16 protein-coding genes are annotated in these 15,156 nt (G+C 69.2%); 13 read left to right on the top strand and 3 right to left on the bottom strand.

Annotation, left to right across the window (positions count from 1 at the left end):
- Positions 1-33: 33 nt before the first annotated feature.
- Positions 34-1,245, bottom strand: coding sequence for an RtcB family protein (locus tag ACWEVR_RS19360; RefSeq protein WP_452468055.1), 1,212 nt, complete (start codon positions 1,243-1,245; stop codon positions 34-36).
- Positions 1,246-1,347: 102 nt separating this feature from the next.
- On the bottom strand, positions 1,348-2,223 hold the full coding sequence (locus tag ACWEVR_RS19365; protein WP_452468056.1) for a ribokinase: 876 nt from the start codon (positions 2,221-2,223) through the stop codon (positions 1,348-1,350).
- Between the two features lie 184 nt (positions 2,224-2,407).
- On the opposite strand from ACWEVR_RS19365, the gene ACWEVR_RS19370 reads away from it, so the two are divergent.
- The 12 genes from ACWEVR_RS19370 (at position 2,408) to lexA (ending at position 12,911) form a co-directional block, all read left to right on the top strand.
- A complete protein-coding gene (locus ACWEVR_RS19370; protein WP_452468057.1) occupies positions 2,408-3,673 on the top strand; it encodes a glutamate-5-semialdehyde dehydrogenase in 1,266 nt (421 codons plus the stop codon).
- On the top strand, positions 3,670-4,548 hold the full coding sequence (locus ACWEVR_RS19375) for an AAA family ATPase (protein WP_157105062.1): 879 nt from the start codon (positions 3,670-3,672) through the stop codon (positions 4,546-4,548). Before ACWEVR_RS19370 ends, ACWEVR_RS19375 begins: the two co-directional genes overlap by 4 nt.
- 3 nt (positions 4,549-4,551) lie before the next feature.
- A complete protein-coding gene (locus ACWEVR_RS19380; protein ID WP_452468058.1) occupies positions 4,552-5,943 on the top strand; it encodes a vWA domain-containing protein in 1,392 nt (463 codons plus the stop codon).
- Positions 5,944-5,954: 11 nt separating this feature from the next.
- Positions 5,955-6,290 carry an MmcQ/YjbR family DNA-binding protein gene (locus ACWEVR_RS19385; protein WP_452468059.1) on the top strand — a complete coding sequence of 112 codons (336 nt, stop codon included), beginning with the start codon at positions 5,955-5,957 and terminating at the stop codon, positions 6,288-6,290.
- A gap of 161 nt (positions 6,291-6,451) precedes the next feature.
- On the top strand, positions 6,452-7,606 hold the full coding sequence (locus tag ACWEVR_RS19390) for a hypothetical protein (RefSeq protein WP_452468060.1): 1,155 nt from the start codon (positions 6,452-6,454) through the stop codon (positions 7,604-7,606).
- 11 nt (positions 7,607-7,617) lie between these two features.
- On the top strand, positions 7,618-8,262 hold the full coding sequence (gene nadD / locus ACWEVR_RS19395) for a nicotinate-nucleotide adenylyltransferase (protein WP_067486262.1): 645 nt from the start codon (positions 7,618-7,620) through the stop codon (positions 8,260-8,262).
- Positions 8,259-8,678, top strand: a complete 420-nt coding sequence (gene rsfS / locus ACWEVR_RS19400; RefSeq protein ID WP_452468061.1) for a ribosome silencing factor — start codon at positions 8,259-8,261, stop codon at positions 8,676-8,678. The genes nadD and rsfS overlap by 4 nt, the downstream gene beginning before the upstream one ends.
- On the top strand, positions 8,675-9,334 hold the full coding sequence (locus tag ACWEVR_RS19405) for a histidine phosphatase family protein (RefSeq protein WP_067486266.1): 660 nt from the start codon (positions 8,675-8,677) through the stop codon (positions 9,332-9,334). The genes rsfS and ACWEVR_RS19405 overlap by 4 nt, the downstream gene beginning before the upstream one ends.
- Positions 9,324-10,829: a diglucosylglycerate octanoyltransferase gene (octT, locus tag ACWEVR_RS19410; RefSeq protein ID WP_452468062.1), complete on the top strand. Its 1,506-nt coding sequence runs from the start codon at positions 9,324-9,326 to the stop codon at positions 10,827-10,829. Before ACWEVR_RS19405 ends, octT begins: the two co-directional genes overlap by 11 nt.
- Before the next feature lie 3 nt (positions 10,830-10,832).
- The gene (locus tag ACWEVR_RS19415; protein ID WP_452468063.1) at positions 10,833-11,675 is read left to right on the top strand and encodes a DegV family protein; all 843 of its coding nucleotides are present in this window, start codon (positions 10,833-10,835) and stop codon (positions 11,673-11,675) included.
- Positions 11,676-11,738: 63 nt separating this feature from the next.
- Positions 11,739-12,227 carry a GNAT family N-acetyltransferase gene (locus ACWEVR_RS19420; protein WP_452468064.1) on the top strand — a complete coding sequence of 163 codons (489 nt, stop codon included), beginning with the start codon at positions 11,739-11,741 and terminating at the stop codon, positions 12,225-12,227.
- Between the two features lie 33 nt (positions 12,228-12,260).
- Positions 12,261-12,911: a transcriptional repressor LexA gene (gene lexA, locus ACWEVR_RS19425; RefSeq protein WP_452468065.1), complete on the top strand. Its 651-nt coding sequence runs from the start codon at positions 12,261-12,263 to the stop codon at positions 12,909-12,911.
- Between the two features lie 8 nt (positions 12,912-12,919).
- Here lexA and ACWEVR_RS19430 read toward each other — a convergent pair whose 3' ends face one another.
- Positions 12,920-13,882 carry a DUF2332 domain-containing protein gene (locus ACWEVR_RS19430; RefSeq protein WP_452468066.1) on the bottom strand — a complete coding sequence of 321 codons (963 nt, stop codon included), beginning with the start codon at positions 13,880-13,882 and terminating at the stop codon, positions 12,920-12,922.
- A gap of 179 nt (positions 13,883-14,061) precedes the next feature.
- On the opposite strand from ACWEVR_RS19430, the gene ACWEVR_RS19435 reads away from it, so the two are divergent.
- Entirely contained in the window at positions 14,062-15,069 is a 1,008-nt protein-coding gene (locus ACWEVR_RS19435; RefSeq protein ID WP_452468067.1) for a helix-hairpin-helix domain-containing protein, read from the top strand.
- The last annotated feature ends 87 nt before the right edge of the window (positions 15,070-15,156 follow it).

Consider the following 15,156-nt stretch of genomic DNA (forward strand, 5'->3'; position numbering starts at 1 on the left):
AGGTTTGATCGGCGATACAGACCGCCCGCCGAGTCACCCCTTCACGCACAGGACCTGACGCAAGGTCGCGACCACGTCGACCAGATCGGTCTGGGCCGCGATCACCTCGTCGATGTCCTTGTACGCGGCCGGGATCTCGTCGACCACGCCCGCGTCCTTGCGCGACTCCACGCCCTCGGTCTGGGCGATCAGGTCCGCGACGGTGTACTGCCGCTTGGCCGCGTTGCGGCTCATCCGCCGCCCGGCGCCGTGCGAGGCCGACTGGAACGACAACGGATTGCCCTTGCCGCGCACCACATAGGAGCGCGTGCCCATCGACCCCGGAATCAGCGCCAGCTCACCGGCACCCGCCCGCACCGCACCCTTACGGGTCACCAGCATCGGCACATCGTCGATGATCTCCTCGGCCACATAGTTGTGATGGCAGCTGATCGGCTCCTCGAAACGCACCGGCCGCTCGCCGAATTCGTCCCGCACCGCCCGGCACACCAGCGACAGCATCACCGCGCGATTGCGCGCCGCGTACTCCTGTGCCCAGGTGAGGTCCCGGCGATAGGCGTCCATCTCCGGTGTCCCGGAAAGGAAAACGGCCAGATCGCGATCGGGCAGCGACTGGTTGTGCGACAGCGCCCGCGCGATCGCCATGTGCCGCTCCGCCAGCTCCTTGCCGATATTGCGCGAGCCGGAGTGCAGCAGGATCCACACGGCGTCGTCCTGGTCGAGGCAGATCTCGATGAAGTGATTCCCGCCGCCGAGCGATCCGATCTGCTTGTGCGCCTTGGATTCCAACGCGGAAACACCAGGGTGCAGCTCGCCGAATGCACGCCAGAACCGGTCCCATCCCTTGGTGCGCGCGGACTGCCCGTGCGACCCGGCGTGCAGCGCGGTGACGTTCACCGCCTCCTTGTGCGCGCTGAACCCCACCGGCACCGCCTGCTCGATCCGCGAACGGAGCGAGCGCAGGTCGTCGGGCAGATCCGCCGCCGTCAGACTCGTCTTCACGCTCTCCATACCGCACCCGATATCCACACCGACGGCGGCGGGCGCCACCGCGTCACGCATGGCGATGACCGAACCGACCGTCGCGCCTTTGCCCAGGTGCACATCCGGCATCACGCGCAGCCCGTGCACCCAGGGCAGTTCCGCGATATTGCGGAGCTGCTGCAGTGCGGCCTGCTCGATCTGGTGCTCGTCTGCCCACATGAGCGTCTGCGCTCGGGTACCGCGCAGCTCGACGGGAAACATGGTCGGTCCTTTCCTTGGTGTAATACCAACGGTAGGAGCCGTGTCGTGGGCGGCGCACCTCATTTACCACGCGGCGGTCGGCGCCGACCTCGCCACCGCGGATCAGCGATTTTCGGCGAGCGCGGCCGCGATCTGTTCCCGTCCGGGGATGGACGCGCTGGCGCCGAGCTGGGTAGTCGCCAGGGCGCCGGCTGTGTTTGCCCAGTTCAGAGCGGCGGCCGCGCCCTGTGACCAGGTTGCTACGAGGGCGCCGGTGAAGGCATCGCCCGCGCCCGTCGTGTCGACCACGTCGACGCGGCGCCCATCGGCGACCAGTTCCGTGTCGCCGCCACGGTAGACCGCACCGTCGGCGCCCAGGGTTCGCACCACGTGCGCGACGGGCCCCAAGGTCGACGAGAACTGTTCGTACTCCAGCGAATTCACGATCGCCAGGTCGACATCGGCCCACAGTCGCGCGGGCAGCGGCTGGACGGGGGAGGGGTTCAGGGCGACGAGGGTGCCTACGGAGCCGGCGTGGTGTGCGGCCGTTGTGACTGTTACGAGGGGGATCTCGAGCTGGCACAGCAGGATGTCGGCGGCCGCGATCGCCGCGAGCTCCGCTTCGGTCAGGTCGGTCATCCGGCCGTTCGCGCCGGCCACGACGATGATGCTGTTCTCGCCGTCGCCGTCGACCACGATCGTCGCCACCCCACTGGGGCCGGCGACCGTGCGCAGCAGTGTGGTGTCGATGCCCGCGCCGTCGAGGGTCGTGCGCAGGGTGGCGCCGAAGGCGTCGTCGCCGACCGCGCCGAGGAAACGCACGCGCGCACCGGAGCGGGCGGCCGCGATCGCCTGGTTGGCGCCTTTCCCGCCCGGAACCGTGGCGAAGCCGGAGCCGAGCACGGTTTCTCCGGGGGCGGGCCGATGCGCGGTAGTGGTGACCAGGTCCATATTGACGCTGCCCAACACCGCGACGGTCGGTGCGGCGGAGTGGTTCATAAACCTCGAATCTAGCGGCGACGGCGTTGTGCGGTGCCCGCTCGCGACTCGTCGTCAGTGGTCGAGTCGCGGGGCGCCTGCTCGCAAGACCCTGTGGATAACTCGGTCCCGCTGCCGGTCGGAGCCACATTCCGGGTCCCGGGCGGCGTCGAGCGAAACCGGCACAATGCGTACGCTGATACCCATGACGGTAGAAGTGACCCCCGAGCTCGACATCCGCGCAGCGGTGCACGACGCCGCCCGCAGGGCTCGCGTCGCGTCCCGTGCGCTCGCTCAGCTCACCACGGCGCAGAAGAACGACGCACTGCACGCCGCGGCCGATGCGCTGCTCGCCGCGGCCGACCGCGTGCTCGCGGCCAACGACGCCGATATCGAGACCGCCCGCGCGGCGGGCACCCAGGAGAACCTGCTCGACCGGCTGCGGCTCACCAAGGCCCGCATCGACGGCATCGCCTCGGGCCTGCGTCAGGTCGCCGGCCTGCCCGATCCGGTCGGTGTGGTCGTGCGCGGCAGCACCCTGCCCAACGGGCTCGAGATCCGGCAGACCAGGGTGCCGCTCGGCGTGGTCGGCATGGTGTACGAGGCGCGGCCCAATGTCACCGTCGACGCCTTCGGCCTGGCACTGAAATCGGGCAACGCGGCGCTGCTGCGCGGCTCGTCCTCGGCGGCGAACTCCAATGCCGCGCTCGTGGAGATCCTGCGCGAAGCGCTCACCGCTCAGGGCATTCCGGCCGACTCGGTGCAGCTGCTGCCCAGCAACGACCGGTCAAGCGTCACCCACCTGATCCAGGCGCGCGGCCTGGTCGACGTGGTCATCCCGCGTGGCGGTGCCGGCCTCATCAACGCCGTCGTCCGCGACGCGCAGGTGCCGACCATCGAGACCGGCACCGGCAACTGCCACGTCTACGTGCACAGCGCCGCCGATCTCGACATGGCCGAGGCGATCGTGCTCAATGCCAAGACCCGCCGTCCCAGCGTGTGCAACGCCGCCGAGACGCTCCTCATCGATGCCGCCGTCGCCGAGACCGCGCTGCCGCGGCTGAGCAAGGCACTCGAGGACGCTGGCGTCACCATTCACGGTGATCTGCCCGGTCAGGTGCCCGCCACCGATGCCGACTGGGGCGAGGAGTACCTCACCATGGATATCGCCGTGAAGGTCGTCGACGACCTCGACGCCGCGGTCGAGCACATCAACACCTGGGGCACCGGCCACACCGAGGCTATCGTCACCGCCGACCTGGCCGCCGCGCGTGAGTTCACCGCCCGCGTCGATGCCGCCGCCGTGATGGTCAACGCATCCACCGCGTTCACCGACGGCGAGCAGTTCGGCTTCGGTGCCGAGATCGGCATCTCCACCCAGAAGCTGCACGCCCGCGGTCCGATGGCCCTGCCCGAACTCACCTCCACCAAGTGGATCGTGTGGGGCGACGGCCAGACTCGGCCGGTGTGACCGTGACCCTGGTACAGGAACCGATCTTCACCTCGGTCGACGACGTCATCGCCCGCCTGGCCACCACCGGCTACCTGGCCGACAAGGCCACGGCCACCTCGGTGTTCCTCGCCGACCGGCTGGGCAAACCGCTGCTCATCGAGGGCCCGGCAGGCGTCGGCAAGACCGAACTCTCGCGCGCGGTCGCCCAGGTCGCCGACGCCGAACTGGTGCGTTTGCAGTGCTACGAGGGTGTCGACGAGGCCCGCGCCCTCTACGAGTGGAACCACGCCAAGCAGATCCTGCGGATCCAGGCATCGAGCGAAAACGATTGGGCCGAAACCAAAGCCGACGTCTTCACCGAGGAGTTCCTGCTCTCGCGTCCGCTGCTCACCGCGATCCGGCGCACCGACCCCACGGTGCTGCTGATCGACGAGACCGACAAAGCCGACGTCGAGATCGAGGGTCTGCTGCTCGAGGTCCTCAGCGATTTCGCGGTCACCGTTCCGGAGCTCGGCACGATCACCGCCACCCGTAAGCCGTTCGTGGTGCTCACTTCCAACGCCACCCGCGAACTGTCCGAGGCACTCAAGCGTCGCTGCCTGTACCTGCACCTGGACTTCCCCGACGAAGACCTCGAGCGCCGCATCCTGGCCAGCCGGGTACCCGAGCTGTCGGCGGTGGTGTCCGAGCAGCTGGTGCGCATCGTGCATGTGCTGCGCGGCATGCAGCTCAAGAAGCTGCCGTCGGTGGCGGAGACGATCGACTGGGGCAACACCCTGCTCGCACTGGGTTCCCAGGACCTCGACGACGCCACCGTGCGGGCCACGCTCGGTGTGGTGCTCAAGCACCGCAGCGACCACCAGCGCGCACTGTCCGAGCTGAAACTGGCCTGAGGCATGACCGCGCCCGCGCCCCACGGCATCAGTGGTCACGTCGCGGGTTTCGTCGCGGCGTTGCGCTCGCGTGGGGTGCCGGTCGGTCCGTCGGAAACCGTCGACGCCGGCCAGGTACTCACCGTGCTCGACCTGCTCGACCGGGAAGCGGTGCGGGAGGGCCTCGCCTGCGCCCTGCTGCGTCGGCCCACTCACCGCGCCACCTTCGACAGCCTCTTCGACCTGTGGTTCCCGGTCGCCGTCGGGCAGCGCAGTGCCCAAGCGCCCGAACTGCCGCGCACACCCGACGGACGCGTCGACCTGCCCGCCCTGCGCGAACAGCTCGCCGAACTGCTCGCCACCCCCGACAGCGGCAACCAGCTCGAGCTGCTCGCCGCCCAGGTGGTGGAGCAGCTCGGGCGGTACCAATCGGCGCGTGGGCCGTCGTTCTCCGCCTACCAGGCGCTCAAAGACCTTGCGCCGCAGACCTTGCTGGCGCGTGCGCTGGCCGGTCTCGCCCTCCCGCCCGACGCGAGCGAACGCGACGCCGAGATCGCGCAGCGCCTGCTGCGGATGCGCATCGCCGGGTTCCGCGCCACCGTGGAGGAGGAGACGAACCGCCGCGTCGCCGAGCAGATCGGGCGGGAACGGGTCGCCACCTACGGGGTCGCCCGGCAAGCGGAGGACGCCGACTTCCTGCGCGCCTCCGAACGCGAACTCGCCGATCTGCGCCGGGGAACCCACCGGCTGGCGCGCATTCTCGCCTCGCGTTTGGCGGTGCGGCGCAAGCGTTCCCGTCGCGGCGAGATCGACCTGCGCAAAACCCTGCGGGCATCGATGTCCACCGGCGGCGTGCCGATCGACCTGGTGCAGCGCAAACCGCGCCCCGGGCGCCCTGATCTGGTTCTGCTGTGCGACATCTCGGGCTCGGTGGCCGGCTTCAGCGGCTTCACCCTGCTGCTGGTGAGCGCCCTGCGCGAACAGTTCTCCCGGGTGCGGATCTTCGCGTTCGTCGACCGCACCGACGAGGTCACCGACTACTTCGGCCCGCAGACCGGTCTCGACGACGTGCTCACCAGAATCTTCACCGAGTCCACCGTCATCGACTCCGACGGCCACTCCGACTACGGTCAGGCCTTCACCAGCTTCGCCGACAACTTCGGTGACGCCGTCACCAGCCGCACCTCGCTGCTTGTCCTCGGCGACGGCCGGACCAATTACCGCAACCCGCAGGTCGATACGCTGCGCGGTCTGGTCGAAACCGCCAAACACGCGCACTGGCTCAACCCGGAGCCGCACAATCTCTGGGGCACAGGCGATTCGGCCGCACCCGACTACGGTGGGGTGATCGAGATGCACGAATGCCGCTCGGCCCGCCAGCTCACCGACGTCGTGTCGAAACTGCTGCCCGTCTGAGGAGCCGCGAGATGGATGTGTTGGCGTACGGCCTGGCCAAACCCGGTGCGTGGGAAGACGAACCGTGGGAGGGCGACACCGTGGCCAAGGTGGGCGACAAGGTGTTCGCGTTTCTCGGCGCGGGCACATCGATCGGTCTCAAATGCGGGCGAGACCGCGCCGAAGCCGACGAACTGGTCACCATCTACCCCGACGATGTCACCGCCTCGGCCTACATCGGCCGCTACGGCTGGAACAGCATTCGCGTCGGCGGCGCCGTTCCCGACGACGAACTACGTGAACTCATCGACGCGTCCTACGACGCGATCGTCGCCAAACTCCCGAAGTCCGAACGGCCGCAACGCTGAAACGTTGAGCGGACGTTAAGCCACTTGTAGGGGCGAACCACCAAGATCACCGCCATGCTGGCAGGGGCGTCGCGCGACGACGGGCGAACTGAACATCGGGGGACGGATCGAAGAATCGGGGCCGTCGCCCGCGTCTGTGTCGTGCGGATGTGGTTCGCCCGGTGAGCGACCGGTTCGCCGCCGAGAACGATGACGCCCGAGCCGAATTCGCCGCGCCGGCCGAACCCGCCGCTCATGCCGCACTCGTCGGGCCTGCCGTCCACGCCGCGCGGATCGGAGGGGCGATCGACGAGGACGCAGGCCACGATGCCGAGCTCCGGGTCGGTGCTCCCGCCGGTCAGGTGAATGCCTCCGGTTCGGCTGCCGCCGAGGCGGCCCGCCTTCTCGAGCCCGGTTCGCTGGCCCGCGCCGCGCGAAAGCTCGCGACGATCGCGGCGGCGCGCCTCATCGATGCACCCGACGCGGCGGAGGCGCAGCTGCGGCGTGCCCTGGTCGTCGGTGCGGCGGAGCTCGGGGCACGGGAGCGGGCGGAGCTACGGACACGGCTGGTCACCGCTGTCGCCGCCCAACCCGGTCGCGCTCGCGATGTCGCCCGCGCGGCTGCCGCGGCCGCCGCCGACTGGGCGCCGATCTCACCGGCCGACTCGACACATCTGTGGATCGTCGCGGGCCGCTCGTGGCATCGGGCCCGATCGCATGCCGAGGCGGTGCGGGCGTTCGACCAGGTGCTGCTCGGCGGGGCATCAGTCGGCTACCCACCCGGCGAGCTCGCGCGAGTCCGTGCGGTCTTCGCCGAATCGCTCAACCACCTCGGCCGATACCGTGAGGCAGCCTGGCAGTTCACCGAGGCCGCCCGGCTGATCGCCGCCTCGCCCACCGAGCGGCACCGGCACGCCGATCTGCTGTGGTCGGCGGCGGTGGCAAGGGAATGCTGCGGGCAGGAATCGGAGGCGCTCGGCGGCTACCTGCGCGCGGCCGGTCTCTGGGGTGAACAGGACAAGATCGTGCCCCGCGCGCGCTGCCTGCGCGCGGCGGCCTGGCTGCAACTACGCGGCCCCGGCGGGACGCTGCGCGGCCCGTGGTGGGTGACCCTGGACGTGCTGCTCACCGAACTGAACCGCCTTGTCGCCGCCGACCCGGCCGCCCACCACGTCGAGGAGCTGCGTCGCACCCGCAGTCAGTTCGCCCAGATGTGCGCCCAGGCGTCGGGCACGGTCGAGCATCGACCGGGCGAAGCAGGCCCGCGACCACGGCGAGCCGATCGGCCCCGGTTCCCGGAGCCCTCCGATCCGTACGAATGGTGGCGGTCCTATTAAGCTCGGACCTCATGCACGAGACAGCCCGGCCGCGCCGCAAGCTCGGCGTGATGGGTGGCACGTTCGATCCCGTTCACCACGGTCACCTCGTCGCCGCCAGCGAGGTCGCGCACCTGTTCGACCTGGACGAGGTGATCTTCGTCCCGACCGGTCAGCCCTGGCAGAAGGCGGGCAAACAGGTCAGTCCCGCCGAGGACCGCTACCTGATGACCGTGATCGCCACCGCGTCCAATCCGAGGTTCTCGGTGAGCCGGGCCGACATCGAGCGCAACAAGGTCACCTACACCGTCGACACCCTGCGCGAGATGCAGAGCGCCCATCCCGACGCCGAGCTGTACTTCATCACCGGTGCGGACGCGCTGGCCAACATCCTGACATGGCAGGATTGGGCCGAACTGTTCGAACTGGCGAAGTTCGTCGGGGTGAGCCGTCCGGGGTACGAGCTGAACACCGACCATCTCGAGGAACATCTGCGGGACCTTCCCGCCGATGCCGTGACGATGATCGAGATCCCCGCGCTGGCCATCTCGTCGAGCGAATGCCGTCGCCGCGCCGCGCAGGGTCGGCCGGTCTGGTACCTCGTCCCCGATGGCGTGGTGCAGTACATATCGAAGCGGCACCTCTATGTGCCCGCAGGAACGGAAGGTAAGGCATGAGCGCCACCGCCGAAGCGGTCGAGATGGCCAGAGTCGCCGCACTCGCGGCCGACGACAAGCTCGCCACCGATGTCGTTGTCCTCGACGTCTCCGAACAGCTGGTGATCACCGACTGCTTCGTGATCGCGTCGGCGCCCAACGAGCGTCAGGTCAACGCGATCGTCGACAACGTCGAGGAGAAGCTGCGCGAGGCCGGGCACAAGCCGGTTCGTCGCGAAGGCACCCGCGAGGGACGCTGGGCGCTGCTCGACTACGTAGACGTGGTCGTGCACATCCAGCACAACGACGAGCGCAACTTCTACGCCCTCGAACGCCTGTGGCGTGACTGCCCGACGGTTCCCGTCGACGGTATCGCCGCACCCAAGGCCCCGGCCGCCGCCGACGACGACGCGCAGGCAGAGGCAGACAGCGAGTGAGCAAGTACGCCCATGTGCGCACGCTGATCCTGCTGCGGCACGGGCAGACCGAATGGAACGCCGCCGACCGGATGCAGGGCCAGATCGACACCGATCTCACCGAGCTCGGTCGTCAGCAGGCCAAAGAGGCTGCCCGGGAACTGGTTTCACGCAACGCCATCGCCATCCACGCCTCCGATCTGCGTCGTGCCAAGGAAACCGCCCAGGCGCTCGGTGACCTCAGCGATCTGCCGGTGATCACCGATACCCGCCTGCGCGAGACCAACCTGGGCGACTGGGAAGGCCTGACCCACCTCGAGGTGGACGCCGATTATCCCGGGGCCCGGGTGCAGTGGCGGCTCGACGCCACCTACCGTCCGCCCGGTGGTGAGAGCAAACTCGAGGTCGGCGCCCGGTCGCTGCCCGTGGTGCGCGAACTGTACAACGAGCGGCAGGATTGGCCCGGTCGGACTATCATCCTGGTTGCGCACGGCGGGCTGATCGCTGCCCTGACGGCCGCGTTGCTGGATCTGCCACCGGAGAACTGGCCTGCCCTCGGTGGGCTGGCCAATACGAGCTGGGTGCAGCTGTCCAGTCACGGCCCGGATGTCGACCGACCCGGCTGGCGCCTCGATGTTTGGAACGCAGCGGCGAAGGTAGCTCCCGATGTCCTCTGAAGAGCCCGTCCGATCGGTACCGGACGAATTGTTCCAGCAGGTGACGGCCAAGCCCGGACGGCAATTGCCGGACGCGCTGTTCGGCCCGCCACCGGCGCGGCCCGCACGCCCCGAGCGTGAGGAGCCGATCCGTTCGGTACCCGACGAACTCTTCAAGCAGGTCACCGCACGCAGTACGCGATCGCTGCCCGACGCGCTGTTCGGGCCGCCGCCTTCCCCGGTCGCCGAACCCGAGGCCGATTCGTCGGCCGAGGGTGAGTCCGGTTCGAGTGCACAGGATTCCGGTGAGGAGTCGTCCGACGACGAGGGTTCCGTAGCGGCGAATGTCGTCGACGATGTCGGGAAGGTCGGCGCCGGTTCGTCCGAGAGCGCCGACGTACTGACAGACGGCTCGGATTCCTCTGCAGCTCAGGCTGATACCGGTACCGCGCAGACAGAAACGGCTCAGCCGCAGGCGGAGGCTTCGGTTGTCGCTCCCATCGAAACTGCTCCCGCGCAGGACGACGCTTCCGGTATCGCTCACGCGGAATCGGTTCCGGTGCACGCTGATGCGGCCGCTGAAGCGCGGCTCGGAGCTGAGACGGTGGAATCCGGGTCCACGGGCGAAGGGGAGCCCACTGCGCAGTCTTTGCTCGCGCCTTCCCCGATCCAACCGACCGATGGTGTGAGCGTGGCGCCGAGTGCTCTCGCGGAACCTGCTGCCCCGCAGGATCAGTCGATCAGCACCATCGATGCCGAGGCGCCCGCGGTTCGGCAGGAGACGTCGACCGAGGTGGTGGAGCAGGCGTCGCCGCGGCCGGTGCTGTTGGTGATCGCCGATTCGCTGGCCTACTTCGGGCCCAAGGGCGGGTTGCCTGCCGATGATCCGAGGATCTGGCCGAATCTCGTGGCGGCCGAACTGGATTGGGATGTCGAGCTGGTCGCCCGGATCGGGTGGACCTGTCGTGACGCCTACTGGGCACTGATCGGTGATCCCCGGGTGTGGGCCGCCGTGCCGCGCGCGGGGGCAGTCGTATTCGCCGTCGGCGGCATGGACACCCTGCCGTCTCCCCTGCCCACCGCCCTGCGGGAGACGATCCGCTACATCCGTCCGCCCCGGCTGCGTCGCGGGGTGCGGGCCACCTACAACTGGCTGCAGCCGAAGCTGTCGAAACTCGGTCGGCCCGTTGCTCTTCCACCGAGAGTGAGCGTGGACTATCTGGAGCAGTCGCGTGAGGCGCTGACCCAGTTGCGTCCGGAGCTGCCGGTGGTCGCGGTATTGCCGTCGGTGCATCGCTGCGATGCCTACGGTCGCGTGCACCGTGGTCGGCCGCGCGCGGTGAAGGCGTTGCGGGCCTGGTCGGCGCGTACCTCGGTGCCGCTGGTCGACCTCGGCGAAGCCGTGCGCGACGACATCGAATCGGGATCGGCCAACCCCGACGGTATCCACTGGGGCTGGGCCGGGCATCAGGCGGTCGCCACCGCCATGACCAAGGCGCTGCAGGAGGTCCGGTAGTCCGTGGCCGTTGTGGTGGTCACCGATTCGGCGGCCGGGTTGTCCGCCGACCTCGTCGCCGAGCTCGGTATCGAAGTGGTGCCCCTGCACGTGCTGGTCGGTGACCGGCAGCTGCGCGAGGGCGTCGAGCCGGTCGAGATCGACTACAGCGCCGACTCGGTCACCACGTCGGCGGCCTCGCCGGGTGAGTTGCGCGAGGCCTACGAACGCGCCATGGAGCACAGCGGTGGCGACGGAGTGGTCGCCGTGCACCTGTCGCGGATGTTGTCGGCAACCTGGGAGGCCGGGCGACAGGCGGTGAGCGAGATGGGCGCCGACGGCCGTGTGCGCCTGGTGGATTCGCTCGGCGCGGGCTTGGCCACAGGATTGCCCGTCCTCGGCGCCGCCCGCCGCGCCCGCGCCGGTGACACCCTCGACGCGGTCTACGAGTGTGCGGTCGCCGCCGCCAACCGTGCCCGCACCTTCATTCTGGTGAACCGCACCGAACAGTTGCGTAAGGGCGGCAGGCTCAGCAGCGCGGCTGCCTTCTTCGGTAGCGAACTCGTCACCAAACCGCTGCTGCAGTTGGTCGAGGGCAAACTGGAGCTGCGGGAAAAAGTGCGCACACGGTCGCGCGCCGTGACCAAGCTCGTCGCCGCCGCTACGTCCGCCGCGGGCACCGACGGCGTAGCCCTCGGTATCCAGCACCTCGGTGCCGCCGAGGCCGCCGAGTCCCTGGCCACCCAACTGCGCGAACAGAATCCCACCCTCACCGAACTCCACATCGCGGAATTCGGCCCGACGCTCGGTGTTCACCTCGGTGTGGGCGCCCTCGGCGTCGCGGTGCTGCCCGGCGGATGCACCTAGGCCGAGAATCTCGGTGAGGACAACCGGCGCGCCCGGATCGGTCCCCTGCTTACGGTGGAGAACATGACCGCCTCCACCACGCGACCGACCCCACCCGCCGTCGAAGTGCTGACCGTCGACTGGGCGCATCCGGACGCGGACGTGCTGCGCGCGGAGATGTCGGCAGAGGTCGGCCCGCGCTACGCCTATATCGAATTCGTCGGGCCGCCACCGACACTCGTCGACCCGCGCACCGTCCACAAGACCTTCGTGGCCTACGCGGGCCGGACACCCGCGGGCCATGCCGCGGTGCGCTGGAACGCCGGAGATCTGGAGCTCAAGCGGATGTTCGTCCGGCCGGCCTTTCGTGGCACAGGCACAGCGACGGCCTTGCTCGCGGCCGCCGAAGCAGCGGCGCGGGAGGCGGGGCAACCGCGGCTCATCCTGCAGACCGGGCATCTGCAACCCGATGCGGTGCGGTTCTACGAACGCAGCGGATATCACCGGATCCCGCTGTTCGCGCCGTATCACGAGCTGCCGCTGTCGAACTGCTTCGCCAAGAACCTGGCCTGAAAGGGTGCGGTGGCCGGGCTCTACGATGCCAGCGTGACCGCATTCGACGAGTTCGACTTTCCCGATACCTCGAACATGCCGCCGCGCAGGCAACACATCCTCGCGGTGATCCGGGATTCGGTGCTCGCGCACGGTTATCCGCCGAGTGCGCGCGAGATCGCCGACGCGGTGGGGCTGCGATCCACCTCGACGGTCTCCAAACATCTGAAGGCGCTGGAGGAGGACGGTTTTCTGCGTCGCGGCGCGGCGATGACCCGGCCCATCGACGTGCGTCTTTTCCTGCGTGGCGCACCCGGTGCGAGCTCCGATTCGGCCGTCAGCGTGCCGGTTGTCGGTGACATCGCGGCGGGCACACCGATCACCGCCGAACAGCATGCCGACGACGTCTTGACGCTGCCACGTGAGCTGGTCGGACGCGGTGAGGTTTTCGGCCTCCGGGTGCGCGGCGACTCCATGATCGACGCCGCCATCTGCGACGGCGATCTCGTCGTCGTCCGCAGCCAGCGTGAGGCTAACTCCGGCGACATCGTGGCGGCCATGATCGGCGAGGAGGCGACCGTGAAGGTGTACCGCCGCCGCAACGGCCACATCCACCTCGAACCGTGCAACCCCGCCTATTCGACGATCGACGGCGACGACGCCGTCATCCTCGGCAAAGTGGTCTCGGTGATGCGCCGGCTCTGATCCCGCCGCTACGCCGGACCGAACCAGTCCAGCGACCGGCCGTGCGGGTCGGCGAAGGCCGCCGCGACCTCGTCCAATGCGACCACCATGCGCGCCTCCTCGGACGCCCGTGGCGGGAGCCGGCCGGACAGCCAGGGCAGCACGCCTGTGCCTTCCTGGGAAATCCAGTGGCAGGGCAGTGATCGCACTGTCGTGCGGAACCGTTCCCTGGCTTCCGGCGGGAGGTAGGTGAGAACGGCGCTGTGGAACACCACCACGGTGCTGTCGGGTGGCGCGGCGCGCACGAGTTCGGCGATCCGTTCGTTCAGATCGCCCGTGACGAGGATCGGTGGGTCGGCCGCGACGATCTCGCAGGCGGCGCGCAGTCGCGTCTTCCGGTCCTCCTGGCCGGGCCAGACGAGTGCCTCCAACCATTCGCGGCTGTGCCGGTCGGTGACGTCGAGTGGGTTCAGATCGACGCCTGCGCGATAGACGACCTCCGGCAGGACTGTCGGCACGGGGACCGGGCCGGTCACGGTGCAGGGCAACACCACCGGTGACTCGCCGTCCGGTGGGTTCAGCACTGTTGTGCCGTATCGGTAGCTGAAACGGTCCGGGTAGAGACACAAACCCGCGGAGGCGCCGACCTCGATGAGTGCGAGTGGGCCCGGTAGCCCGGCCAGCACCGGAAGCAGTGTCGCCATACGGCCGACCTCGTTGGTCTGCGTGCGGTGGGACAACGCCGTTGTCGCGATCGCCTCCCACCGTTCGATCAGCTGCGTGCGGAACTCGCTGTAGGGGACCGCGTTCACGCCGTTCACCGTCGCGGCGGCGAGCACGAGGTTGGGTTGTTGTTTCTCGACGGGCAGCCGCGCCAGCAGGGCCAGGACCGCCGGGTCCTCGGCGATGTCGAGGGCACGGCGGTAGTACAGCGGGGAGTTGGTGTGGACTTCCCGCACCGCGAAGTCGCGGAAGCGTTGTGCCAGGTGCATATGTACCTGCGTACTGCGAATCGGCCATGAGCGCACGGTATTCGGCGAGCACCGCCGGTGGTCGGTGGGAAAGCGCCGCTGACCGAGAGTTGTCCACAGGGTGCGAGTTATCCACAGACCCATTGAAAGCCCAGGTGGGCAGCGGGTTTCGAGTGGAGCCGAGGGCTAGCGTCGCCGCCATGCCACGACACGAAGAGCACGAGCGAGTTCGGCAGCGGTTGGGCGGGCTCGCGGTGCAAGACAAACCACGACCACATACGACGGCTCGGTGGGAGGCGGACGACGAGCCCCTCGGCTACCAGCGGGGCGGCGCCGCCGATCCGCCGCGTACCGGCCACTGGGACGACGACGAGCTGACTCCCGCGGACGGGGCGCCGGGCGAGGTGGGGACGCCCGGCTGGCTGGACGAGGAAGGTCGGCGCGGCCGGAACAAATTGGTGCCGGAACGTTTTCGTCAGGCTCGAATTGATCCGGGACGGCGGGGCGCGCTGGCGCTCGGGATCATCGGCCTGGTCGCGGTGGTGCTCACCGGGGTGATGGTGATGCGCGATCGTCCGGTATCGCAGGCGGTGCCACCGGTACCGGCACTGCGCGCCGAGCACATCACTCCGCGCGCTGAACAGACCGCTGTGGCAGCGGCGGCCAGCGGTGCGGCAACCGATGATCCGGGAGCCGGAACCGGGAGTGGGAGTGGGGAACTCGTCGTCAGCGTGGTGGGTTTGGTGCAGCGTGCCGGACTGCATCGTCTGCCCGGCGGGGCACGTGTCGCCGACGCGATCGAGATGGCTGGCGGTGCCCGCGAGGGTGCCGACCTCGCGGGACTGAACCTCGCCCAGCGGCTCACCGATGGTGATCAGGTGGTTGTCGGTGCAGCCGGGCCCCAGGCGGGCCAACCCGCGCAGGGCAGCGCGATGATCAGTGCCGCCGGTGGGCCACCGGGCTCGAGCTCGGCGGGGGCGATCGCGGGTCCCGGTCCCGGTGCGGCCGGCGGCAATTCACGAGTCGACCTCAATTCGGCGACCGAGGCTGAACTCGATGCGCTGCCCGGCGTCGGACCGGTCACCGCGAAAGCGATCATCACGTGGCGGACGACCAATGGGCCGTTCACCGAGGTTGCGCAACTCGGTGACGTGAACGGTATCGGTCCTGCCCGACTTGCTCGCCTACGCGATCTGGTCACGACATGACCCGGGTGCGAGCCGCGATCGGCACCAGCCTGCGTGATCAGGTTGTGCAGCCCGCCGGTGCGGCGGGTCGATGAGGATCGGGTCGGA

This window comes from Nocardia sp. NPDC003979 (assembly GCF_053605015.1).